General features: G+C 36.5%; 25 protein-coding genes. 14 read left to right on the forward strand and 11 right to left on the reverse strand.

Going from position 1 to position 24591, the window contains the following annotated elements; translation table 11 throughout:
* The first annotated feature begins 243 nt into the window (after positions 1 to 243).
* Genes LF886_RS22110 through LF886_RS22120 form a run of 3 tightly spaced genes read left to right on the forward strand, consistent with a single transcriptional unit; the run spans position 244 to position 2241 of the window.
* A complete protein-coding gene (locus LF886_RS22110; protein ID WP_236851787.1) occupies positions 244 to 498 on the forward strand; it encodes a hypothetical protein in 255 nt (84 codons plus the stop codon).
* A 41-nt stretch (positions 499 to 539) separates the two neighbouring features.
* Positions 540 to 1565, forward strand: a complete 1026-nt coding sequence (locus tag LF886_RS22115; RefSeq protein WP_236851789.1) for a sensor histidine kinase — start codon at positions 540 to 542, stop codon at positions 1563 to 1565.
* On the forward strand, positions 1555 to 2241 hold the full coding sequence (locus LF886_RS22120; protein WP_236851791.1) for a response regulator transcription factor: 687 nt from the start codon (positions 1555 to 1557) through the stop codon (positions 2239 to 2241). Before LF886_RS22115 ends, LF886_RS22120 begins: the two co-directional genes overlap by 11 nt.
* Before the next feature lie 5 nt (positions 2242 to 2246).
* Here the strand turns inward: LF886_RS22120 and LF886_RS22125 are convergent, their stop codons facing one another.
* From LF886_RS22125 to LF886_RS22165, 9 genes are all read right to left on the reverse strand, one after another.
* Complete coding sequence (locus LF886_RS22125) at positions 2247 to 3074, reverse strand: endonuclease/exonuclease/phosphatase family protein (protein ID WP_236851793.1); 828 nt, start codon at positions 3072 to 3074, stop codon at positions 2247 to 2249.
* Positions 3075 to 3140: 66 nt separating this feature from the next.
* Positions 3141 to 3344 carry a hypothetical protein gene (locus LF886_RS22130; protein ID WP_236851795.1) on the reverse strand — a complete coding sequence of 68 codons (204 nt, stop codon included), beginning with the start codon at positions 3342 to 3344 and terminating at the stop codon, positions 3141 to 3143.
* Positions 3341 to 4603: a S8 family peptidase gene (locus LF886_RS22135; RefSeq protein WP_236851796.1), complete on the reverse strand. Its 1263-nt coding sequence runs from the start codon at positions 4601 to 4603 to the stop codon at positions 3341 to 3343. Before LF886_RS22135 ends, LF886_RS22130 begins: the two co-directional genes overlap by 4 nt.
* A 12-nt stretch (positions 4604 to 4615) precedes the next feature.
* Positions 4616 to 5194 (reverse strand): hypothetical protein, encoded by a 579-nt coding sequence (locus tag LF886_RS22140; RefSeq protein WP_236851798.1) that lies wholly within the window; start codon positions 5192 to 5194, stop codon positions 4616 to 4618.
* Positions 5194 to 5892: a hypothetical protein gene (locus LF886_RS22145; protein ID WP_124537023.1), complete on the reverse strand. Its 699-nt coding sequence runs from the start codon at positions 5890 to 5892 to the stop codon at positions 5194 to 5196. Before LF886_RS22145 ends, LF886_RS22140 begins: the two co-directional genes overlap by 1 nt.
* Positions 5893 to 5907: 15 nt before the next feature.
* On the reverse strand, positions 5908 to 6795 hold the full coding sequence (locus LF886_RS22150) for a DUF2589 domain-containing protein (protein ID WP_236851800.1): 888 nt from the start codon (positions 6793 to 6795) through the stop codon (positions 5908 to 5910).
* A 358-nt stretch (positions 6796 to 7153) separates the two neighbouring features.
* Entirely contained in the window at positions 7154 to 9094 is a 1941-nt protein-coding gene (locus LF886_RS22155; protein WP_236851802.1) for a M1 family metallopeptidase, read from the reverse strand.
* A gap of 82 nt (positions 9095 to 9176) precedes the next feature.
* Positions 9177 to 10058, reverse strand: coding sequence for an SDR family oxidoreductase (locus LF886_RS22160; RefSeq protein WP_109739271.1), 882 nt, complete (start codon positions 10056 to 10058; stop codon positions 9177 to 9179).
* Positions 10059 to 10233: 175 nt separating this feature from the next.
* Entirely contained in the window at positions 10234 to 10644 is a 411-nt protein-coding gene (locus tag LF886_RS22165) for a DUF1573 domain-containing protein (protein WP_236851804.1), read from the reverse strand.
* A gap of 161 nt (positions 10645 to 10805) precedes the next feature.
* On the opposite strand from LF886_RS22165, the gene LF886_RS22170 reads away from it, so the two are divergent.
* The 3 genes from LF886_RS22170 to LF886_RS22180 all read left to right on the forward strand — a co-directional run bounded on the left by LF886_RS22170 (position 10806) and on the right by LF886_RS22180 (position 15130).
* Positions 10806 to 12059 carry a sensor histidine kinase gene (locus tag LF886_RS22170; protein WP_236851806.1) on the forward strand — a complete coding sequence of 418 codons (1254 nt, stop codon included), beginning with the start codon at positions 10806 to 10808 and terminating at the stop codon, positions 12057 to 12059.
* A gap of 12 nt (positions 12060 to 12071) precedes the next feature.
* Positions 12072 to 12755, forward strand: a complete 684-nt coding sequence (locus tag LF886_RS22175; protein ID WP_236851808.1) for a response regulator transcription factor — start codon at positions 12072 to 12074, stop codon at positions 12753 to 12755.
* Between the two features lie 77 nt (positions 12756 to 12832).
* Entirely contained in the window at positions 12833 to 15130 is a 2298-nt protein-coding gene (locus LF886_RS22180) for a GH92 family glycosyl hydrolase (RefSeq protein WP_236851810.1), read from the forward strand.
* A 201-nt stretch (positions 15131 to 15331) separates the two neighbouring features.
* Here LF886_RS22180 and LF886_RS22185 read toward each other — a convergent pair whose 3' ends face one another.
* The gene (locus tag LF886_RS22185) at positions 15332 to 16669 is read right to left on the reverse strand and encodes a dihydroorotase (RefSeq protein WP_236851812.1); all 1338 of its coding nucleotides are present in this window, start codon (positions 16667 to 16669) and stop codon (positions 15332 to 15334) included.
* Positions 16670 to 16769: 100 nt separating this feature from the next.
* Between LF886_RS22185 and LF886_RS22190 the strand changes: the two genes are divergently transcribed.
* The 8 genes from LF886_RS22190 to ribA all read left to right on the forward strand — a co-directional run bounded on the left by LF886_RS22190 (position 16770) and on the right by ribA (position 23814).
* Positions 16770 to 18197 carry an oligosaccharide flippase family protein gene (locus tag LF886_RS22190; protein ID WP_236851819.1) on the forward strand — a complete coding sequence of 476 codons (1428 nt, stop codon included), beginning with the start codon at positions 16770 to 16772 and terminating at the stop codon, positions 18195 to 18197.
* 146 nt (positions 18198 to 18343) lie between these two features.
* The gene (locus LF886_RS22195; RefSeq protein WP_236851821.1) at positions 18344 to 19360 is read left to right on the forward strand and encodes a sugar phosphate nucleotidyltransferase; all 1017 of its coding nucleotides are present in this window, start codon (positions 18344 to 18346) and stop codon (positions 19358 to 19360) included.
* 105 nt (positions 19361 to 19465) lie between these two features.
* Positions 19466 to 20311 (forward strand): DUF4292 domain-containing protein, encoded by an 846-nt coding sequence (locus tag LF886_RS22200; RefSeq protein ID WP_236851823.1) that lies wholly within the window; start codon positions 19466 to 19468, stop codon positions 20309 to 20311.
* Positions 20308 to 21870 (forward strand): murein hydrolase activator EnvC family protein, encoded by a 1563-nt coding sequence (locus LF886_RS22205; RefSeq protein WP_236851825.1) that lies wholly within the window; start codon positions 20308 to 20310, stop codon positions 21868 to 21870. The genes LF886_RS22200 and LF886_RS22205 overlap by 4 nt, the downstream gene beginning before the upstream one ends.
* 31 nt (positions 21871 to 21901) lie before the next feature.
* Positions 21902 to 22114 carry a twin-arginine translocase TatA/TatE family subunit gene (tatA, locus tag LF886_RS22210; RefSeq protein WP_236851827.1) on the forward strand — a complete coding sequence of 71 codons (213 nt, stop codon included), beginning with the start codon at positions 21902 to 21904 and terminating at the stop codon, positions 22112 to 22114.
* Between the two features lie 15 nt (positions 22115 to 22129).
* Positions 22130 to 22744 (forward strand): DUF4254 domain-containing protein, encoded by a 615-nt coding sequence (locus LF886_RS22215; protein ID WP_236851835.1) that lies wholly within the window; start codon positions 22130 to 22132, stop codon positions 22742 to 22744.
* On the forward strand, positions 22741 to 23199 hold the full coding sequence (locus LF886_RS22220; RefSeq protein WP_121490135.1) for a hypothetical protein: 459 nt from the start codon (positions 22741 to 22743) through the stop codon (positions 23197 to 23199). The genes LF886_RS22215 and LF886_RS22220 overlap by 4 nt, the downstream gene beginning before the upstream one ends.
* 18 nt (positions 23200 to 23217) lie before the next feature.
* Positions 23218 to 23814: a GTP cyclohydrolase II gene (gene ribA, locus LF886_RS22225; RefSeq protein ID WP_236851837.1), complete on the forward strand. Its 597-nt coding sequence runs from the start codon at positions 23218 to 23220 to the stop codon at positions 23812 to 23814.
* 214 nt (positions 23815 to 24028) lie between these two features.
* Here ribA and LF886_RS22230 read toward each other — a convergent pair whose 3' ends face one another.
* Entirely contained in the window at positions 24029 to 24580 is a 552-nt protein-coding gene (locus LF886_RS22230; protein WP_236851839.1) for a hypothetical protein, read from the reverse strand.
* Positions 24581 to 24591: the final 11 nt, after the last annotated feature.

The raw sequence follows: 24591 nt of genomic DNA on the forward strand, positions 1-24591 counted from the left end.
GCCTTTGTTTGGTCAAACCTGCAAACCCTTCTTTACTTTTTATTTGTTGTCCATTTCAAAAACATAATAATAGGGCATCATCATGATCTGAACAAAATTTTTATTTTTATTGGAATTTCTTTTTCATTAAATAGTCTTTTAATTTTATAAAAACACCAACAACAGCACTAATCATCAGGTTAATAAAAGGTTAATGATAAAAATACTATTTCAGTAGAATGTTAAAGCTTTATCTTTGTTTCAATGATATCCAAGAGTAAAATTCTTATCTCCGTTTTTGCTGCCCTGTTCCTTCTTTTACTAGGAATACAGGTTTATTTTATGTACAAAACCTATCAGGTCAAAGAAAGAGATATCTACAGATCCGTGAATGACGGGCTTACCAACTACACCGATAATCTGGAAGATATCCACGAAGTCAAAGAAACAAAAGATGATTCTCTTCAGCAAATCATCATCAGGTATCATAATAAAGAGATCAACAGAAAGGATTTTTAAATTATTTCATAGAAAACAGAAAGATAGCCAGAGAAAGACTGATGCACTATATCGACAGTCGCTACCAGAAAGACGGCTATGAAATTTCTGCAAGAATCCGGTATCTCTCCATTGTTCATCTTCCGGACAGTGCTAAAGTGATTAGCGAGCCTATTATAATTTTTGAGACAAAGGACAGGATTAAAAATCCCCATATTGCCAGCAACGGAAGCTGGGAAACCTCAACGACCAAAACAGATGATTCGGATAAAGGTCAGGTTGAAAAAAGAAATACTTTTCTGGTGAAAACCCAGACCGATTTTGAGATTAAAAATATAAAGAGTATTGTTTTCAAAGAGCTTACTTTATTGATCATTTGTTGTATTATACTTCTTTCCGGTGTTCTTCTGCTTTATATTTTCACGATTAGAAATCTGATCCAGCAGCAGAAGCAGGTAGAAGTTCTCCACACGATTGTGGATAACATTTCACATGAGTTTAAAACGCCTATTGCTACGTTAAAAATAGCTTCAAAAGCATTAAAAAAAGAATGGAATCCGGAAACACTTCCTCTTATTGACCGTCAGATTTCCCGGCTTGAAAGTCTGATGCTGCAGCTTCATAAGGATGAAATGCCGGAGGAAATGATTGCAGTACAACCGGAGGATTGGAACTTTTTTATTCAGGATCTTGCCGTTACTTATCCCGACAAGGATTTTAACCTTGACAATACGATCTCACAAAAGCTTCCTTTTGATAAGAATCTAATGGAGACCGTTATTAAAAATCTTTGTGAAAACAGTGTAAAATATGGCGCATCTGTTGTTGACATAACGATCAGAACTGCCTCCCAGCAGCTGGAGATTGAAGTCGCTGACAACGGCCAGGGGATGGAGACCAAAGAGTTAAATACTATTTTTGAAAAATTCTACAGAATACAGAACAATAATATTCATAACAGTAAAGGGCTTGGACTTGGGCTTTATTTCGTGAAGAAAATCATTACAAATTATAGTGGCAAAATAAACGTTTCCAGCCAGCTTACTAAAGGCAGTACTTTTAAAATATCAATTCCTTATGAAAACTAAAATCCTTCTGGCAGAAGACGATCCGGATTTCGGAATGATCCTGAAACAGTATCTTGAATTGGAAGATTTTGAAGTCAGCTGGTTTCAGAATCCTGAAGAGGTTGTACCGTTGCTTCATGCTGATTTTCCTTTTCAAATAGGAATTCTGGACGTGATGATGCCTAATCTTGACGGCTTTTCTCTGGCTAAAATGATCATCAAGGAAAAAAAGGATTTTCCATTGCTGTTTTTAACTGCCAAAAACCAAAAAATAGACCGCCTGACGGGATTGAAAATAGGTGCCGATGACTATATTGCTAAACCTTGTGATCCTGAAGAACTTGTTTTACGAATTAAAAATATCCTGAAGAGAACACTTCCCGCTGTTACGGAAAACGAGATCAAGATCGGACAGTTTTCTCTGGATACAGCCAAACTTCTGCTGTCACATCCCAATGGCAATTCAAGATTAACCATCCGGGAGCAACAGCTTCTTTTGTATCTTCTGAAACACAACCGCTCTATCATTACAAGAGATAATATTCTGGATAACCTATGGGAAACCAATGATTATTTTACGGGTCGCAGTCTTGATGTATTCATCAGCAGGCTCCGCAAGTATTTCATTAGTGATCCCGAAATAAAAATCCAATCCCTGAGAGGAATTGGATTTGAAGTCGATTTTCCAACCAACTGATATTTTTATAGGGAAAGATTCACAATAACCGGGAAATGATCAGATGGATAAAGTAAATTTTCTCTTCTGTCATTGATGTGTCTGTGAGATTTTATTTTAAAACCATTTGTAAAAATATAATCAATCCTGTCTTTCGGAACTTCGTTTACGTTGAAACCTGTGAAAGTTCCTACCGGGCCATAATGCTTAGTTTCTGAGTGATAAAAAGTATCTTTCATATTCTGGGAAAGAATTTTAATGGGCTCCGAATCATCTGTCAGGTTAAAATCTCCACTCAGGGCTACCGGAAGGTTTTTAGGATTTAACTCTTTGATCTTTTTCAGAATCAGCTCAGAAGATTTTACTCTTGCAACATTTCCTACATGATCGAAATGAAGGTTCATCGCCAGAAATTGCTTTTTTGATTTTTTATCTTTAAATACAGCATAGGTACAGATTCTGTTCAATGCAGCATCCCAGCCTTTGGAGGGTTTCTCCGGAGTTTCGGACAACCAGAACGTTCCTGATTTTACGACTTCAAGTTTGTCTGTATCATAAAAAATAGCAGAAAACTCCCCTTTTTCTTTGCCGTCATCCCTTCCTACTCCTATATAGTTGTAGTTCTTCAATCCGTTTTTAATATCCTTCATCTGCTCCGGAAGCGCTTCCTGCACTCCGAAATAATCCGGATGATAATACGTTAGTAAATCAGCAACGTCCTGTTTCCTATTGGGCCATGCATTCTCTTTATCGGATTCAACATTCAGTCTGATATTGAAACTCATCACGGTAAGGTCCTGTGAAAATCCTAATGCAAAAAGCATCAGAAACATCATTGAAAATCTGAAATTCATATGGTATTTTATCAGTAAGAGACAAAAATAAAACTTCTCTGCGACAGAAAAGCTTTATTGATATGATTATATTGTTAAATTATCTTTTTCTTCTTCTATAGATATAAAACAGTCCTGAAATTCGGTCTCCGAAATCGGAAGCTGACTTTCAAGTTTCACAACCCCTATCGTTTTGTAATGAGCTACAAGCTTGATTCCTTTACTTTTCAGAAGCACATCAAGCTTTTTTATATTTATATCTTTCTTTAAAACAGCGAGATAAGTATTCATAAGTAGACCTGTATTAAACCATTTCCTATATCTCTGTATTTTATGCCTTCAATAGGTCTGGCTTTGTTTTCAATAAGTTCCCAGATCTCTTTTGCAGATTTATTGGGAAACTGTTCCATGTACAATGCTGCAAGTCCGGAAACATGTGGCGCTGCCATACTGGTGCCACTCATGGTATAGTAAAAATTATTTTTGTTCTTTGCATTTTTAGGATAGGCGCTTATAATATCCACTCCGGGAGCACAAACATTGATATTCCCTCCTGTAGACGGATTGATTCCCGCATTTGAAAACTTCGCGATATTCATTTGAACATCAATGGCTCCAACCGCCATGATAGATTTTGAATTGGCCGGCATTGAAACCGGTTGTGGAATCTGCGGTCTGCTGCTGTCGTTTCCTGCAGCCGCTATAATAAGACAGTTATTTTCCAGTGCTCTTTCTCCTATTGTTTCAAAAAGGACAGAAGGCTGATCATCCAGCTTCACCGGAGATGCCAGCGAAAGAGACAGTATTCTGAATTTTTTCGTAATCGCCCAGTCTATCGCATCAATAACGCTGCTGGTAGTACCTCTTCCGTTATCTGCAAGCACTTTTGCTATTTTCAGATTACAGTCTCTGGCAATTCCATAGCGTCGTCCGGTATCGCGTCTGGTATTTCCTGTGGCAACTCCCGCACAGTGGGTTCCATGTCCGTTGGGATCTCTGTTCCAATCTTCTCCATCTATAAAAGACTTCGCTTCAATTTCTTCAGAGGAGAAATCGGGATGGGAGGTTTCAAGCCCGGTATCCAGAATACAGATATCAATCCCCTTTCCTGTAAAATGGGTATTTTCTAAGCCAATCGCTTTCAGCCCCCATTCCATTTCAATGAATGATTGTTGAGGTAAAGGCTTACTGGTGATATATTTTTCAAGTTCTGAAATCTTTTCTGCAAGTCCGGCTGACTGTTTTTTAAGCTCATTAATCAACTGTAATTCATCAGCAGGAAAAAATTCTCTTTCTTTTTCGTAATAAACAATAGAATTCGATTCATTTTCCACCGCACTTTTCAATTGCTCTTCATCCACATTATCTACTACAAGAATCCCTAGATTTTTGTAAAGCACCCCGTTATCCTGATCAATAATTTCATAAGAACGGTTTTCTTTGGAAAGAAATTCTGAGGAAGTAATATTCACTTCCAGTTCTTTCTCTATTTTTTTGAGTGCGGTTGTCTGCTGATCTTTTAGCAGAACGATATATCTTCCGGTTTCCATAATGATCTTTTTTTAAATTAATTTCAGAAATACTTTTTCCAGGATAAGAAAAATATCTTCCGGAATAACGGTCAGTCTGAGTTTCTTATTAATTCCAGATATCGCTGTATTCTGTGCAGCCAGTGAAGTCCAGAAGCTTTCAATTTTAGGAATAGAATCCATTTCTTTCAGTTTTTCATCATCCAAAATTCCATTCTGGTATAACGAAACAATAATCCCTGAAATAAGTTCTTCTGCATCCTCTAGTTTTTTGTTTTCCTTAGCCCAAATCTCCATCAGAATATCATAAATACTTTCTATTCCGTTGAATGAAAATCCTCCGAGAAGTTCTCGCCTTCCCGTTGTTATTTTCTCCATTTTTATGGGATTAAAACCTCTTTTGACTGTTGCAATCATATTCATAATTTTCAAAACTTCAGATTCATTACTGGTATTTCCTTTTGTACGGAAATACTCCAGAACTTCGTTAAGAAATACATCAAACTGGGCATCAAAGTCAAATGATTTTGACAGATATAAAGCCTGAACTTCATTGAAATGCTCCAGAAGCTCCTTAATTTTCTGTACTGTGTAGTGAATAAGTTCCTGCATTACTCAAAAGTTATCTGTTCAATTTCGTTGCCGTCTTTATCTTTGTATGACACAATCCTGATTCCTTCTTCCTCCATTTCCACATGAAGGTTGATGAATAGCTTATCTTTATCTTCTGCCGCACTTGTATTGGGATCTATGTAGATGTTGTTCAGCTTTGCATTGACCAGCGTATATTTATTCAGTAAAACCTTTGAAAAAATTTCTTTCAGTTCATCAGTCTCTTCTTCCGTGGTCCCGTCCTGAGGTCTGAAGATTCCGGAATCAAGAATTTTGATTTTATTTCGGAGATCCAGTTTTAGCACTTCATTGGCAGGAAGCTTACCGAATTTCTGATCATTTTTTTCCAGTTTACTGAACAGGGTCTTGAATTCTTCAGTCTGAATCTGTCTTTTTGAAATTTCACGAATATTCAGTTTTTTCTCTTTATTCACCAGGCGGATTCTCTCATTCATTTCTGAAACGAACTGGTCCTGATTCAGTTTAAAATTATATTTAGGAGCTGAATCTATATCCGTGATCTTGATCGGGATATCCATCTTTACACTGGGCAGAGCATATCGTGGAACCTTAAAATATTTAAGGTATTCATGACGGGCGTATTCTTTTGCAATAAGAACCGCGTTTTCGTCTGCTTTTTTACGAGCCTGAATTATCTCATTGTTGAGATAATCCAGGTAATCTGATAGTTTTATCATTTTTCGTAAAATATATTATTGTGAAAGAAGTCCAAGAACTTTTTCAAGCCCAGCAGGCATTTCATCATTGGTCGCCCGTACTTTTACGCCAAGAGAATATTCTTTTTCCACTTTGATTCCCGTACTGGAAGATCTTTTGTAAGACACATCCACTTTGAATTTTACAGGTCCCCATCCACCGGATGCTCCTGCATCGATTTTAAATTCATCACTTACATCTTTGGTAAATGTTGAATTCAGTTTAACATTAAAATCGACTTCACAAGATTCGATTCTGAAACTGGGAACATTCAGCAATGCTATAAAAGGAACATTCAGGTCTACTGTTTCAGGTTTTGTTTTCCAATTGGTTGTATCTTCAGTTTTCGTAGGGTCAAAATTAGGGTTGGAAATAATTTTGTTGTATTTAAATGCTGCCATTCTTAATTTTTTCCCACTATTCGGGTTGTTAGGATCTATAAGCTCGAAACCTACTTCATTAATAAAACTAACAGTGGCAATAGAGGCATTAGACTGCGCTTTTACACAGGCATCCAAAGGTCCGCCAATGATGGTGGCAAAATCAATACTTCCCAATTCTGCTGCAAAATCTGCACTGGCAGCGTCTGAAGTTTTGAAGATCTCTTCATCGGCAGCCATTTTACCGGCAATCAGCTTCATGATTTCTGAAGAGGCTCCGGAAAACGATTTTTCCCACTTTTCATCATAATTCTTTTTGAAATCTTCTACGATACCTAGCAGTTCTTTATTGGTCAATGCACTCAATTCTGAAGTTTCAATTCCTGATACTTTTTCATAGACTGCCGGGGTAAGAACTTTTTCTACTCCTGATAAAAGGTCGATTAACTCATTTTTTGTTTTCTTGGCGTGGCTTGTTTCAAGCACTGATTTTAATGTTTCCATGTTGTTTTGTTTTTAAATTAATATTGTATGACAAAATTATATTGCCGACCACCAAAACATTGCAGGAGAACCCCTTCACTTGACCCGGAAAAACACCCTAAAATAAAAAGCCTGAACTTATGATGGTAAGTTCAGGCTCTTGTAATTTATAATGCAGATATTTATTTTGTATAAACGCAAAGATCATATAGATTCTTCTTATTCTAAAGTAAGCTAAGAAAGCAACAAGTTGTTGATGAAGCCATATAATTAGCGTTCGCTTAGAAAGAATCAATGAAATTGATTCCATCTTTGCCGTCTTAAAAATTCAATATCAAATATTAAATCTTTGCGTTAAATATAAATGGATCTAGCATTTCTATGCCGGAGTTTTGCTATTGTTTTCGATATTGATATCGGGAACGACCGAATTCGGATCCAATTTCACCTCATCTATTTCTTTTTTAGAATCTACTTTGAATGTCCATTCTGTATTTCTCTTCCATACTTCAACAGGGATTTTCATTGTTTGTACCGTTCCGTCTTTGAATTTGATCTGTACGGTTGTAGGCATTGGCAGCTGACCTATATTTTCAATGGTAATCTGAACTCCGTTTTTAAAATCTCCATTGATATATTTTACGTTTTTAACCGCCTGGTCAATTTTCCATTTATTAAAGAACCATCCTCTCCAGAACCAGCTCAGTTCTTCTCCGGAAACATTTTCCATGGTATGGAAGAAATCCCATGGTGTAGGATGTTTGAAAGCCCAGCGGTCTATATACATTCTGAATGCTTTATCAAATTTTTCAGGTCCGAGAACGGTCTCTCTTAAAACAGCTAATCCGGTTGCTGGTTTATAGTAAGCCAAAGCTCCGATATTTCTTTCTCTCATATTATCCGGTCCTACCATAACAGGCTCCAGGCTATCCGTCATCAGATAACTTCCTGAACGCGCAAGATTCGGTTTAGTATAATATTCTCCTTTATTGAAAGCTTCGGTTGAAAGTCCGTTAATGAACGTATTAAACCCTTCATCCATCCAGGCAAATAATCTTTCATTAGATCCAACAATCATCGGAAACCAATTGTGCCCAAACTCATGGTCTGTAACGCCCCAAAGATCTTCTCCTTTAGAATCCATATGACAGAAAACAATTCCCGGATATTCCATTCCACCTTCATTTCCTGCTACATTGGTCGCAGCCGGATAAGTGTATTCATACCATTTTTTTGAATAATGCTCTATGGCAGCTTTTGTATATTCTGTAGATCTTCCCCATGCTTTTTCTCCGGCACTTTCTGCAGGATAAGCTGAAATAGCCAAAGATTTCTTTCCACTAGGCAAATCAATTTTTGCCGCATCTAAAATAAATCCGGCAGATGACGCCCATGCAAAATCTCTTGTCTGCTTTATTTTAAACTTCCATGTTTTTGTCCCTGAAGTTTTATTTTTGCCTATTTCAGATTCAGGGTGAATCATTACTGTTTTATCGCTGTTTCTCGCCTGATTCCATCTGTTGATTTCTTCTTTGCTGTAGACTTCTTTTTCGTTCAGAAGTTCTCCGGATGCTACTACATAATGATTAGCCGGAACCGTGATATTGGCTGTAATATCTCCGTATTCTAAATAAAACTCCGAAGCTCCAAGATAGGGTAAGGTATTCCATCCCAATACATCATCATACACACACATTCTCGGATACCACTGTGCCATGGTAAAGATTTTACCGTTTTTAGTGTCCTGTATTCCCATTCTGTCTGAACCATAATCAGGAGAAACAAAAGAATATTCAATTTCTATTTTGGCAACGCCTCCATTGGCTTTCAGCTCTTTTGGAAGGTCAATCTGCATTCTTGTATCGGTAATGGTATAGCTTACTTCTCTTTTTCCGTCAAGTCTGATTGATTTAATCTTGTATCCGCCATTAAATTCTTCGCCATGCGCTCCATTTCTGCTTCCTGAAAGCGGAACTACCCCATTTCCTCTGGAATCTTTCGCAAACAGGTTTTGATCCAGCTGCAGCCAAAGAAAACCTAGTTTATCCGGGCTGTTGTTGGTATAGGTAATTTCCGCAGTACCGGTAATTTCTTTTTTATCTTCATTCAGGCTGACATTCAAATGATAATCTGCTGAATTCTGCCAATAAGCATGTCCCGGCTGTCCGCTTGCAGAACGGGTTGCTGTACCTGTCTGCGGATAGAAAAACGGCTTAAATGCTTCTACATAATCATATTTCGGGGTTTGCTGCGCATATACAGTCCCTGAAAATAATACAACTGCAACAGTCGAAACAAGGGTTGGAAGTTTAAAATTCATTTGAAAATTATTATTTACTACATAGGTAAAAAAACTCCCGGAATTGTTACACATCCGGGAGCTTTTTTTAATATAACTTTAACTAGTTTGATTTTTTAGACTTGATCATTGCTTCCAAAGCATCCCACATTTCACTTGGGATTGCTTCAAGCATATTAAATTCTCCTGCCCCCTGAAGCCATTCTCCTCCATCTATCGTAACCACTTCACCATTCATATAAGCTGAGTAATCAGAAACCAGATATGCAGCAAGGTTGGCAAGCTCCTGATGTTCCCCTACTCTTCTCAACGGGACTTTCTTTTTCATATCGAATTTCTCCTGAAGATCTCCCGGAAGAAGTCTGTCCCAAGCTCCTTTTGTAGGGAAAGGTCCCGGAGCAATGGCATTGAAACGGATTCCGTATTTCGCCCATTCTACAGCCAAAGATCTTGTCATCGCCAAGACTCCTGCTTTTGCACAGGCTGATGGCACTACATAGGCAGAACCTGTCCATGCGTATGTTGTTACAATATTCAATACAGTTCCCGGAGTTTTAGAATCTATCCAATGTTTTCCTACTGAAAGGGTACAGTTTTTTGTTCCTTTTAAAACGATATCCAGAATAGAATCAAAAGCGGAATGAGTCAGTTTTTCTGTTGGAGAGATAAAGTTTCCGGCAGCATTATTCAATAGAATATCAATCTTTCCGAATTCTTTTAAAGTAGCTTCTTTCATAGCCTCTACTTCCTCCCAGTTTCTTACGTCACAAGCTACACAAAGAACTTTACCGCCTGTTTCATCTTCCAGTTCCTTAGCTGTTGTTTGCAACTTTTCCAGGTTTCTGGAAGTAATCACCACTTTGGCACCCAGTTCAAGAAAGTATTTGGTCATCGCTTTTCCAAGACCGCTTCCACCTCCTGTAACAATCGCTACTTTATCTTTTAGTGCACCTTCGCGCAGCATAGGTTGTGTATATAGATTCATAAAATATTTTTTCTTAAAAATAGCAAATATTGAAATGCAATCCTTTAAAATAGGTTGATAAATAATGCTACAAATAACTATTCTTTATATTATTTGAAAAAAAAATCAAATATTAGAAAACAAAATAGCCTGATAACAGGTACCAGGCTATTTTTTATTTTTTTTAAATGATATACTAAGAAGCAACTACTCCTTTGAATGAAAGCGCTTTAGGCGTTTTACTATCACTTGTTGTAACGTTCACTGTTTTCATAAACGGACCTGTTGCTGCTGCATTAAAACTAGCTTCTACAAAACCTTTTTTTCCTGGCTGGATAGGAGTTTTTGTATAATCCGCTGTAGTACATCCGCATGAAGGTGCTACATTTTGTATAATGATTGGTTTTGAACTTGTGTTGGTAAATTCAAATCTGATCAATTTTGGTTTTCCCTGAGGAATATTTCCTACATCTATAGATTCTGATTTCCATTTAATAGCATCTGCAACCATTTTTACGATTGAAGGTGCATCTGAAGTAAGTACATTCGCATAAAACGGAGAGAATGCTAAAACAGCCAAAAGAGCTGTGATTTTTAATTTTTTCATGAGTATAAATTTTAATATGTTAGAAAAGGATTATCTTCTTTCGATGTAACAAATGTAAAACAGACTATGGTTACAACTTGTTAACCGCTGTCAAACATTTGTTAACGAGTTGTTAATGATAAAAGATAAATAGATATTTTTGGATAATATTGTTTCAGGAAATGAAAATAAAAAAACTCAATATTATAATAACACTGGGATTCGTAGCTATTATCGGGATTTTAATAGCTCAGCTGATGTGGACGCGCCAGGCTTATAATCTTGAAGATAAAAAGTTTAATCAAAAGGTAAATATAGCCTTAATGGAAGTCGCGGAGAAATTATCCGGAGGCAAAACTTCTTATACAGAAAACCCTGTACAAAATATTGCGAATGACTATTATGTAGTTAATATCAACAATGAATTTCATCCCATCGTTCTTGAATATTATCTAAAAACAGAATTTACACGTTTTCAGATCAATACAGATTATGTATATGCATTATACAACTGCCACAGTGATAAAATGGTGTATGGAAAGTATATGACTTCCCATCAGGAAAGCCCAAGCAATAAGGTGATTAATTTTCCTAAGCACAAAAATCTGATCTATTATTTCTCCATCCGTTTCCCTGACAAAACAACGTATCTGATCAGTTCATTGAGGTTCTGGTACCTTCTTACATTTGCTCTTATTATCATTCTTCTGGTGTATGTTTATTCTATCTATACCATTATTCAGCAAAAGAAGTTTTCAGAGCTGCAGCGTGATTTTATCAACAATATGACCCATGAGTTTAAAACGCCGCTGTCATCAATACTTTTGGCTTCAGAAGCGCTCAATAAGCAGGAAATGGTACAGGAAAATTCTAAACTGCAAACCTACACATCCATTATCATCAATCAAAGCCACAAGCTCAATAACCATATTGAGAAAATATTGAATATTGCAAAGAATGATGCTTCCGGATTGTCTTTAAAACCTCAAAAAATCATTCTACTTCCCTTTATTCAGGAGATTGCAGACACTATACAGCACAAAAATACAGACCTCAACATCGAAATAGATATTGAAAACACCACCTCCATAATGGCTGATGAATTTCACTTTACCAATATCATTTACAATATTTTAGATAACTCCATCAAGTATTGTGAGACAAAACCTGTTATTAAAATTTCATCCTATAAAGATTCAAAAGGTTTATATTTAAAGTTTAAAGACAACGGAATGGGTATCCCGGCTAAAAATATTCCTCAAATTTTTGAAAAATTTTACAGGGTACATACCAAAAGAAGCGAGGAAGTGAATGGTTTTGGACTGGGATTATTTTATGTAAAGAAAGTAGTACAGCAGCATCACTGGAAAATTTCTGTGGAGAATAATGAAGACAAAGGAATTACCACCACTCTTTTTTTTCCGTTTTCAATTTAATCATGGGTAAGTATGGAGAAATCTAAAATTTTATATGCCGAAGATGACAAAACAATAGCATTCCTGGTTGAAGACAGTCTGGAAAGTTATTATGACATCAGCTGCTATTCGGATGGTGAATCTGCACTGGAAGCATTTAACGGTCAACATTTCGACATTTGTCTGCTGGACATTATGATGCCTGGTATGAACGGATTTGAGGTAGCAGAGCAGATTCGCAGTAAAAACTCAGACATTCCGATTATTTTTATTTCTGCAAAAGCTTTAAAAGAAGACAGGATCAAAGGCTTGAAAATAGGCGCTGATGATTATCTGGTAAAACCATTCAGTATTGAAGAACTAATTCTGAAAATTGAAGTTTTCCTGAAGCGTACAAAAAAAACAGATACTTCTCCTCTGAAATATAAAGTCGGACAATATGATTTTGATCCAAAAAATTACACGCTTCAAGGTTTAGAAAACAGTATTACTCTTACCCAAAGAGAATCTGATCTGCTTTTATATTTCATCCGCCATAAAAACATTGTTGTGAAAAGACAGGATATTCTGAAAGCCATTTGGGGAGACGATGATTATTTCATGGGACGAAGCCTTGACGTATTCATTTCCCGACTGCGAAAAGTATTGGCTGAAGAAAAGGATGTTTTAATCGAGAACCTGCACGGAATAGGTTTCCGTTTTTCCGAAAAAAAATAAATAATGAACGAATTCACGTAAAATAAAACTACAAATGGTGATTTTAATTAATTTTAAACTTTGAAAATTTGTCATTAATGAAAAATCACAGACCCATTGTTTTTCTGTTTCTATTATTTTTAAGTGTACATCTTAAAGCTCAAAAATTTGAAAAATTAGTACAATATGTCAATCCGCTGATCGGTACCGAAAAGATGGGGCATACTTATCCGGGAGCTACCACTCCTTTTGGAGCCGTACAGTTAAGTCCTGAAACGGATACAATCTCTTATGAACTTAATGGAAAATACAATGGTGATGTTTACAAATACTGCGCCGGCTACCGTTATGAAGATAAAACCATCGTAGGTTTCAGCTCTACCCACTTCAGCGGAACGGGACATTCTGATCTTGGCGATTTTCTGATCATGCCTACCGTAGGAAAACTTCAGCTGAATCCCGGCACAGCTTCTCATCCTGAAAGTGGTTACAGAAGTAGGTTTTCACATCAAAACGAAACCGCAGAGGCCGGATATTATAAAGTAAAACTGGATGACCACAATATATTGGCAGAGCTGACCGCAACTCCAAGGGTGGGAATTCACCGCTATACTTTCCCAAAATCTGACCAGTCACACATTATTCTGGATCTGATGGCGGGTATTTACAATTATGACGGGAAAAATGTATGGACTTACGTTCGCGTAGAAAATGGAAATACAATCACAGGCTATCGCCAGACCAATGGCTGGGCGAGAACCAGAACCGTTTATTTTGCCATGACATTTTCAAAACCTTTTAAATCATATGGTCAGAAAAACTATGATGAAAAACAAGTATACAAAGGATTTTGGAGAAAATTTGATCAGAATCAGAATTTCCCGGAGATCGCAGGTAAGAATCTGAAAATGTATTTTGATTTTGATACCAATGAAAATGAAGCGATTGAAGTTAAGCTGGCTATTTCTCCCGTAAGTCAATCCAACGCTTTGGAAAATCTGGAAAAAGAGGCTGGAAATATGAATTTCGATCAGGTTAAAACTCAAGCCCAGAACAACTGGAATAAAGAATTAAATAAAATTGTCATCAAAGGTTCTGATACGGAAAAGACGAATTTTTATACTGCAATGTATCATACTTTTATCAATCCTACCATTTATATGGACGTTAATGGAGAATATAAAGGATTGGATCAGAATATTCATCAGGCGGAAGGTTTCACTAATTATACTACCTTCTCTTTATGGGACACCTACCGTACCCTTCACCCTTTCTTTAATATTATCCAGCCCAAACGAAACAGTGATATGGTAAAGTCTATGATGGCTCATTACTATCAGTTTTCTATGAAAATGCTGCCTATATGGTCACATTACGCCAATGATAATTGGTGTATGAGTGGATATCACAGTGTAAGCGTGGTTGCTGATGCCATTATTAAAGGAAATTATGAGGGTGATCCTGAAGAGGCGTTAAAAGCATGCATAGAAACTGCTAACAAAAGAAATTACGAAGGCATCGGACAATATATTGATCTTGGGTATATTCCGGCTGAGAAAAGTGGAACTTCAGTCTCTAATACTCTGGAATATGCCTATGACGACTGGGCTATCGCTCAACTGGCCAAGCATTTAAACAAAACTGAAATTTACAATCAGTTTATCAAGCGATCTGAAAACTGGAAAAATAATTTTGACAAGACCATTGGATTCATGCGTCCACGTCTGGCAGATGGAAGTTTTAAAAAAGACTTTGATGTATTGAGTACTCATGGACAAGGCTTTATTGAAGGAAATTCATGGAACTACAGTTTCTTTGTTCCCCAAAATCCGGATGAGCTGATCACGATGATGGGTGGAAAGAAAAAATTTGCATCCAAACTAGACGAACTTTTCACCATGCATTTACCCGATGAATTCTTTGCTGATACTGAAGATATTACCCGGGAAGGAATTATTGGTGGGTATGTTCATGGGAACGAACCTGCTCATCATGTTGCTTATTTCTATAACTGGGCAGGACAGCCATGGAAAACACAGGCACAGATCCGCCGTATTCTGGAAATGCAGTATAAAGCTACACCAGACGGACTGGGAGGAAATGATGATGCCGGACAAATGAGTGCATGGTATATTTTAAGTTCATTAGGATTTTATCCTGTCGCTCCCGGATCAGAAGATTATTCTATCGGAAGCCCTGCGGTTGATAATGCTGTTTTGAATTTGGAAAACGGAAAGACTTTTGAAATTGAAGCGGTCAATCAAGGTCCAAAAAATGTATATGTTCAGAAAGTTCTTTTGAATGGAAAGGAGATCAGGAATTTCACTTTGAAACATTCTGAGATTATGAATGGTGGGAAGCTTACCTTTTATATGGGGAATAAAATGAAAAAGTAAAATATTCTCGCAGATTTTGCGGATTTAGCAGATTATTGAGTTTTAAAATTTGTGTAATCTCCCAGATCTGCGAGAGCTAAGAATAAGTTTTGGCTAAAGCCAATGGATGATCAACAATAAAGAGAGCGGGCTAAAGCCCGCTCCTATTGAATTATCATAATAATCTCCTAATCCGAGACTACATGCTGCGATGTCTCTTTATTAATCTCTTGCTTCAAAAAGCAATCTTTCTCCAAATTTCTCCTCCGCAATTTTACCATTATCATACACCAGATGTCCATTGACAAAAGTGTGAGTAACTTTAGAATGGAAGTTCATTCCTTCTAATGGACTCCAACCGCATTTGTACAATAAATTATCTTTGGCAACTGTCCAGTCTTCATTTAGATCAACTAAAACAAGATCCGCTTTATAACCTTCTCTCACAAAACCTCTTTTTTCAACCTTGAAAAGGATTGCCGGATTATGACACATCTTTTCAACGATTTTCTCAAGGGAGATTTTACCGTTTTTATAGTTTTCAAGCATTACAACCAGTGAATGTTGCACTAACGGAGCTCCTGAAGGACATTTCGTATATACATTGTTCTTTTCTTCTGCAGTATGCGGAGCGTGATCTGTAGCAATCACATCAATTCTATCGTCTAACAATGCTTCCCAAAGGGCATCTTTATCCTTTTGCGTTTTTACAGCAGGGTTCCATTTGATAAGATTCCCTCTTGTTTCGTAATCTTCATTGGTAAAAGTAAGGTGGTGAACACATACCTCAGCAGTGATTTTTTTATCTTTTAAAGGAATATCATTTCGGAAAAGTTCCATTTCCTTTGCAGTTGAAAGATGGAAAACGTGAAGTCTCGCACCCGTTTTTTTAGCAAGCTCGATAGCTTTGGATGAAGATTTATAACATGCTTCCTCGCTTCTGATCAGGTGATGGAATTTTACAGGAATATCATCCCCATATTCATCCATATATTTTTGAGTATTAGCTCTGATTGTAGCTTCATCTTCACAGTGAACAGCGATTAGCATTTTGGTATTGCTGAAAATATTTTCAAGCGTTTCCGGATTATCCACCAGCATATTTCCTGTAGATGAACCGAGGAATAATTTGATTCCCGGAACATTTCTAGGATTTGTTTTCAAAACTTCCTCCAGATTATCATTGGTTCCGCCCATCATAAAACCATAATTGGCATACGCTTTTTGGGCACCAATCTCATATTTATCGGCTAACAATTCCTGAGTGACAGCATTCGGAACTGTATTAGGCTGATCAATAAAACTTGTTATTCCTCCTGCAATCGCAGATCTTGATTCACTTTCAATATCTCCTTTATGAGTAAGCCCCGGATCACGGAAGTGTACCTGATCGTCGATCACTCCGGGAAAAAGAAATTTCCCGGAACCATCAATGGTTTGGTCTGCATCTTCAGAAATACCGACAGCTATTTTAGAGATTAAATCATTTTCTATTAAGATATCGCTTTCAAAGACTTGTCCTTCGTTGACGATATTTACGTTTTTTATAAGAACTTTCATTTCAATTTATTTCCACACAAAATTAAGATTTTAAGTTTTAATTCACTCCAAAATCACAAAACGAATGCTTAAAGTTTTACATTTGTAAAAAATTTCGACTTTGTACAAAAAACTATTAGGGCAGACAATCATCTATGGAGCGGGGGCTATAGCACCCAGAATTATTTTGTTCATCCTGAATCCACTGTTGATCTATAAAATCCCCAATGAAGGTTTTGCGATTTTCACCCAGCTTTACGCGTGGATTTCGTTTGTTAATATTATCCTTTCTTTTGGTTTTGAAACAGCCTATTTCCGGTTTTCAGCTGAAGAGGGTAATGAAAAAAGAACTTTCAACACTTCATTCTGGTTCTTGTTTTCAACCTCCACTATTTTCCTTGCATTGTGTTATTTATTCAACCAGCCTATTGCTGACTATGCAGGATACCATGATAACCCGGAGTACATCAAATGGTTTGCTTTAATTGCCTTTTTTGACAATTTACTGGTGATCCCTTTTGCATGGCTTCGTTTTCATAACAAACCTATCAAATACTCTGCAGTAAGGGTCGTTCAGGCTATATTTCAGGCCGTTTTTACAGCTGCACTATTCTTCTGGATCCCGGAGAACATATCAAAAAGTTTTGGGTTGGACCAAAATGTAGATTACCCGTTCTTCAGTAATTTGGCAGGAAGTGCGTTGGGAGTTTTGCTGCTATTTCCTATTATATTAAAGGTAAGATTCCAGTTTGTAGCATCTTTGTTTGGCCGGATGATCAAATATTCCTTCCCGCTCATGCTGGCAGGACTTGCTTTCATGGTCAATGAAAACTTTGATAAATCTATTCAGAGAAACCATATTTCAGATGAAGAAGCGGGTGCCTATGGTGGTTGTTATAAACTGGCAGTACTCATGACATTATTTGTTACCGCTTACCGAATGGGTATAGAGCCTTTCTTTTTTAAACAAATGGATAAAGGCGATGCCAAAAAAACGTATGCTAAAGTAGCAGAATATTTTGCCTTTTTTGCCTGTGCTGTTGCTTTAGGGATTATTGCCAATATATCCTGGCTGAAAGAAGTTTTTATTCCTAATAAATCTTACTGGATTGCTATAGATATCATCCCGATTATTGTTATTGCCAATCTTTGCTTCGGGATCTACTACAACTTTTCTACCTGGTACAAAGTAACCGATAGAACCAGTGTAGGAACTGTTATTTCATGGCTTGGGGCAGGTATCAATATTGCTCTCAATCTTTTAGCATTAAATTATTATCACAGCATGATCGGCTCTGCATGGGCTACTTTCAGTGCCTATGTTATTATGATGATCGTATCCTATCTGCTGGGACAAAAATATTACCCTATTCCTTACAGAATGAAGAAAATGGCTTTCTTCCTGATATTATTGAGTATCTTTAGTTTTGTCATTGTAAAATATCTCAACTACAATGTCATAACAAGTAATTTACTATTTTTAATCTTCACCGGAATTTTGATTTATTCTGAAAAAAACCTGATTTTATCGAGAATCAGAAAGAATTAAACTTTGGTCTTTATTTTGATTGTCAACAAACTATTGTTATTGTAAACAAATATTTAAAAAGATATAAATCATGCCCCACCAAAGGTTTTAATTATTATCTTTAACCGTATATAAAACAACTAATAAAAACATCTTTTATATAATTTATGAAAATTATTGTTCCTATGGCTGGACGTGGTTCCAGATTACGCCCTCATACACTGACTGTTCCAAAACCTCTTATTCCTATTGCAGGAAAGCCTATCGTACAGAGATTGGTGGAAGATATTGCTAAAGTTGCAGGAGAAAATATTGAAGAGGTAGCTTTTATCATCGGAGATTTTGGTGCTGAGATCGAGAGATCCCTTATTCAGATTGCTGAAAAGCTGGGAGCAAAAGGAAGTATATATTACCAGAACGATCCTCTTGGAACCGCTCATGCTATAAAATGTGCTGAAGAATCTATGCAGGGAGATGTCGTTATTGCTTTTGCAGATACCCTTTTCCGTGCAGACTTCCAGTTGGATAAAAATTCTGATGGTGTTATCTGGGTGAAAAGTGTTGAAGATCCATCTGCTTTCGGAGTTGTAAAATTGGATAACTACGGATTCATCACAGATTTTGTTGAAAAACCGCAGACTTTCGTTTCAGATCTTGCCATCATCGGTATCTATTACTTCAACAGTGCTGAAAAACTGATGAATGAGATCAACTATATCATGGATAATGATATTAAAAACGGAGGTGAATATCAATTGACAACAGCCCTTGAAAACCTTAGAGCAAAAGGAGCTAAGTTTACTCTAGGAAAGGTAAATGACTGGATGGATTGTGGAAACAAAAATGCTACCGTAGAAACCAACAGCAAAATCCTAGAATACGAAAGAGAGGAAATGAAGAACTTTCCTGCTTCTGCTGTGATTGAAAACTCGTTGATCATTCAGCCTTGCTTTATTGGTGAAAATGTAAAAATTTCCAATTCAAAAATAGGTCCGGGAGTTTCATTAGGAAATAATACAGCGATTGTCAACTCTAATATCGAGAACTCTCTCATTCAGGAAAACACAAGAATCAATCATGGAAATCTTTCCAATTCTATGATCGGTAATTCTGCACAGTATTTCGGGGTTGCCAGAGAAATTTCTTTAGGTGACTATTCCGTATTAGATTTTCTGTCTAAATAACAATAGAAAAATTTTAACTTAATCAAGATATCATCAGACCACACAATAGATTTTGTGTGGTTTGGCGTTAATATTGCAACGTATTTTTAATTTAAAGATAAATACATGAAAAATTGGATCCCGTTTCTTTTATTGCTTCTTGCCCTATCGTCCTGTAAGACCCGTACCGCAGCTCAAAACGATACAGATCACACGCGGGATAGCATTAATACTACAAAAGATAATGGAAATCCAAAAGATGTAAACGAACCGGTGAGAGAGAAACTCACTTTTTTCGAACATGTATTAATTGCACCAAAATTTGAACAGATAAAAATTGACAGTAAAGTACGGGTAGAAACAGGAAGTTTTGTTCCTACGCTGGATGCTACCATCTATATTGAGAATGATAAAAAAGTATGGATGAATCTTAGGGCTTTATTCATCAATGCTGCCAGAGGGATTGCAACTCCTGAAGGAATAAAAGGACAGGATAAGATCAATAAAACTTACATAGACTCCGACTTCGATTATCTTAATAACTTACTGAATGTCAATTTCATTGATTACAAATCATTGGAAAGAATCTTATTAGGGAGAACTTTTGTAAAGATCAATGACAGACAATTTGACCTGACTCAAAATGCCCAGGGTTTCAAAATGGTTTCTAATATCAATCAGAAAATTGTGACGGATGAAAAAAACAGGGAATATAAAATTGCCCTGCAGTACGATACTAATTACGATCTACTATCTGTCAATTTAAAAGATATTTTATCTTCAGATGAGCTGGATGTTTCTTACAGCGACTGGAATGAATATGAAGGAATCCGCCTTCCGAAATATGTTAAAATAATTATAAAAGGCTCAAAATCTAGTCAGATTTTAATTGAAAATACGAAATTTGACTTTTCGAGGATGGAAACACCTTATTCTGTACCATCTAGTTATAAGAAAATTGAGATTAAATGATTAAAAAATTTAGCTTTTTAATAGGCGTTTTGATGTTTGGACTGCACCAGGGACAGCAGAACAAAGAACAGCTGCAGAAGCAGAATGCCGAACTTAAAAAACAAATTGCACAAATAAATTCCGATTTAGCCAAAACCAGAAGTGAGTCTAAGCTTTCTGTAGCCTATCTTTCTAATGTCAATCAAAAATTGGTATTGAGAGAAAAGGTATATAATAATACCCAAAAAGAAAAAAGATTCATTGAGGATGACATCTATCTACGTCAGCTGGAAATCAACCGTCAGAATAAAGAACTGGCTGTGTTGAGAAAAAACTATGCTGAGGTTTTGGTAAACGCTTATAAAAACAAAGGGGTCCAAAACAAAGTAACTTTTATTCTTTCTGCCAAAAATATGGGAGAAGGGATACGAAGAGTACAGTATCTGAAACAATACTCCGATTATCAGGATAAAAAAGCGGCTGAAATTACAAATGCTGCCAATCTGATCAAGAAAACCATTTCACAAAAACAGAACTCAGTAAAAGCGAAAGAAAACCTTCTGGTAAACCAACAGAAGGATTTGGCGACGATCAATACTGAAAGAGCACAAAAAGAGCAGCTGGTAACTGAATTTAAGAAAAATGAGACTAAACTGACTGCTGAACTTAAGCAAAAACAGGTTCAGTCTAAAGCATTAGAAGGACAGATCAGAGCTATCATTGCAGAAGAGATCAGAATTGCCAAAGCTGAAGAAGAAGCAAGAAGAAAAGCGGAAGCAGAAAAAATACGTTTAGCAAAAATAGCTGCTGAAAGAGAAAAAGCAAGAATTGAAGCTGAAGCTAAAGCAAGAGCAGAAGCTTTGGAAAGAGAAAGAAAACTTGCAGAAGCAGAAGCTAAAAGAGCAGCTGACCTGGCTGCAAAAAGAGCAGAAGAAGAAAGAAAGCGTAGTGAAGAAGCTGCAAGGGCAGAAGCCGGCGCAAGAGATGAAGCCAGAAAAATTGCTGCTAAAAAAGCTTCAGAAGAAGCTAATGCAAGAGCTAAAGAAGCTGCTGATAAATTAACTGCCGCAAGAGCCGCAGAAACCGCCCTTACAAAGAGAAAAGAAGAAGATAAAAAAGCTGCTGAAACGAAAGCCATGACAAGCTATGGAGTTTCCACTGCCAGCGGAAATAGCTTTGCAGACAACAGAGGAAGACTTGGTTATCCTGCAGACAGAGCCGGACAGATCACTCACCGTTTCGGAAGACAGCCACACCCGGTTTTCAAAAATATTTCTGAAGACAATACGGGTATTAAAATCGCTGTTCCGTCCGGCACACGTGCTAAATCTGTATTTCCTGGAACTGTATCTTCGGTTGTAGCCAGCAGTGACGGAACAAAGACCGTTATCATTAAACACGGAAGCTACTTTACCATTTATTCCAACTTAGGAAATGTAAGTGTTTCCAAAGGACAGCAGGTTTCATCAGGAACTCCGGTAGGTACAATAGCTCAGGATTTTGACGGTGCTTATACCCTTGATTTCCAAGTATGGAGCGGAAGTACACCAGTTGATCCATTAGGTTGGATTTCATATTAAAAAAAGTGTAACTTTACAAAAATTTTAAGAGATGAATACACTAACTATACTTGCCTTATCTTGGCAGCATATCCTTATCGTAGCGATACTTTTAGTATTGCTGTTTGGAGGAAAGAAAATTCCTGAATTAATGAGAGGAGTTGGTTCCGGAATCAAAGAATTTAAAGATGCGGTGAAAGAAGAAGACAAACCAGGTGCTGAGAAAAAGCCGTCTTCCGATAATAATAATTCTCCAAGCAACTAAAATTACTTAGAATTAATGAAATTTACTGAGACTGCATGGAAAGTCTTCAATCAAGCTATTGAAGACTATCACGTGTCTGATGACGTTAACGCTCTAGTTAGTAACCCGTTCGAAAAAGATAGTTTGGAACGGATTTTGTATGCAAAGAACTGGATTGATACCGTTCAATGGCATCTGGAAGATATAATTAGAGATGAAAATATTGATCCGGCTGAAGCTCTTCAACTCAAGAGAACAATAGACGCCTCCAATCAGAAAAGAACTGATTTGGTAGAGTATATTGACGGCTGGTTCCTTAATAAGTTTGAAAATATAACTCCTAAATCTGAAGCAAAAATAAATACAGAAACTCCCGCTTGGGCAGTAGACAGATTATCAATTCTTGCATTAAAGGTTTATCATATGTCGTTAGAAGCTAATAGAGAATCTGCTTCTGAAGAACACAGAAACAACTGCCAGGCTAAACTGGATGTTCTGCTTACTCAGAAAGAAGATCTATCAACTTCTATAAATCAGTTGCTTGCTGATATTGAGAACGGTAACGTTAAGATGAAAGTATACAAACAAATGAAAATGTATAACGATGAAAGTCTTAACCCAATCCTTTATCAAAAAGGGCAACAGAAATGAAACGATTAATTTTTCTTGGAGTACTTATCATATTAACATCTTCCTGCGCAACGGAAAAGCTTAACCTTTCTCCGCTGTCAAATAATTTTTATAGTGATACCAAAGGTTCTGATTCTGACAGAGGCTCAAAGAAGAATTTTAATATCAATATTAAAGAGAATGTAAATGCTTCTGAAATTTCAAATATGATCTCCACTTTTCCTAAGTTTAAAAACAACGGATTGAATGACGAGATCACCAGCTTGAAATACAGCCTTCAGAATTATTTATATGCTATTGATGCCAACAATTCTACAGGAAAGAGCAGAGCCCTTAAAAGCTTCGAAAAATCTTACAAAAAAATTCAAAAGCTAAGGCAAAATCTTGACAGAGATGACGATGAGGTTCTCAACAGATATCTGGTTCGTTTAAAAACCAATATTTCTGTTATTGAAGATGCTTTACCAGGAAGTTAAAAACTAATTGAACAATCAATGATTAAAATTCAAGCGGAAGCCAATGTTCCTACAGAACACGGTACTTTCCGAATGATTGCTTTCTCCGAAAACGTAAACGACTGGATGCCTCATATGGCGATTGTTGCAGAAAATACAGATTTCTCAAAACCAGTTAATGTTCGTTTCCACTCAGAATGTATTACCGGAGAAGTTTTCCATTCAAAAAAATGTGAATGCGGCCAACAATTAGATGCTGCAATGAAATATATCCATGAAAACGGTGGGATCATCATCTACCTTCGCCAGGAAGGAAGAAACATCGGGATCATCAACAAGCTGAAGGCATACTCCCTACAGGAAAAAGGTTTGGATACTGTACAGGCCAATCTTCAACTGGGACTTCCCGCAGATGATAGAAATTTCAGCGTAGCGATTGAAATCCTTAATCTATTGGATGTAAAAGATATCAATCTTTTGACCAATAATCCTGAAAAGGTAAAATATGTGGTAGATAGCAACATTCACCTTAATTCAAGAGTACCGCTACAGATTCCTGCCAACGAAATAAGCAAAGGATATCTGCAAACAAAAAAAGACTTCTTTGGACATCTTCTTGATGACAATGATAACTAAATAAAATAAAAGCTTCAGAATATTCTGAAGCTTTTTATTTTTCTGATCTCTCTTTTATCTGGCCATTTGTTTCTGCATCTAAAATATCTTAATCAAATTCTCTCACAATAGATACGTTTAAATTAAATAGCTTGGTCTATTCTTATATATAAATCAAAAGCCCCAAGATTACTCTCGGGACTTTTTTAATTATAAAAAACTGAAAAGATATTTCTTAGTATTTAGTCTTGATTTTAGACTCGTCAATATTGTAATATTTAATTACACTCTTATAATCGTTATAATCTACTGCATTACCTTTAGCCGCTTTTGCTCCACCTGTTCCCGTTCCATTAGCCGGAAGAATAAGAACTCTGAAATTTTTATTCTGATAGTAAGATGGATTAGCTGTTAAACTAAATGTATTTGTTGAGTTAATATTAATAGTAACACCAGTCTTACTGAATTCATTAATGTAATCTACAGCATCATTATTAACATTACCTACATAATAAGTATATGGTAAGAGCCTCCAGACAGGAGAACCTCCATTAGTGTCCACCTGCATATAAACAAGTACCATATCTGATTGTACTAATGGGCTCTTAAAACTATCACTCCATCTGTAAAGATTATCACTAACCTTTGTAAAACTAGGACTAATATCAAATGATTGATTGATAGTATCATAGTCTGTACCTTGTACTACAACATCATCTTTGTTGTCACAGCTATAAGCAGTAAAGCCTACAGCACCAAGGAATAAAAACAGAAGTATTTTTTTCATTTCTTATTAAA

This window comes from Chryseobacterium sp. MEBOG07 (assembly GCF_021869745.1).
In the GTDB taxonomy this organism is placed as follows: domain Bacteria; phylum Bacteroidota; class Bacteroidia; order Flavobacteriales; family Weeksellaceae; genus Chryseobacterium; species Chryseobacterium viscerum.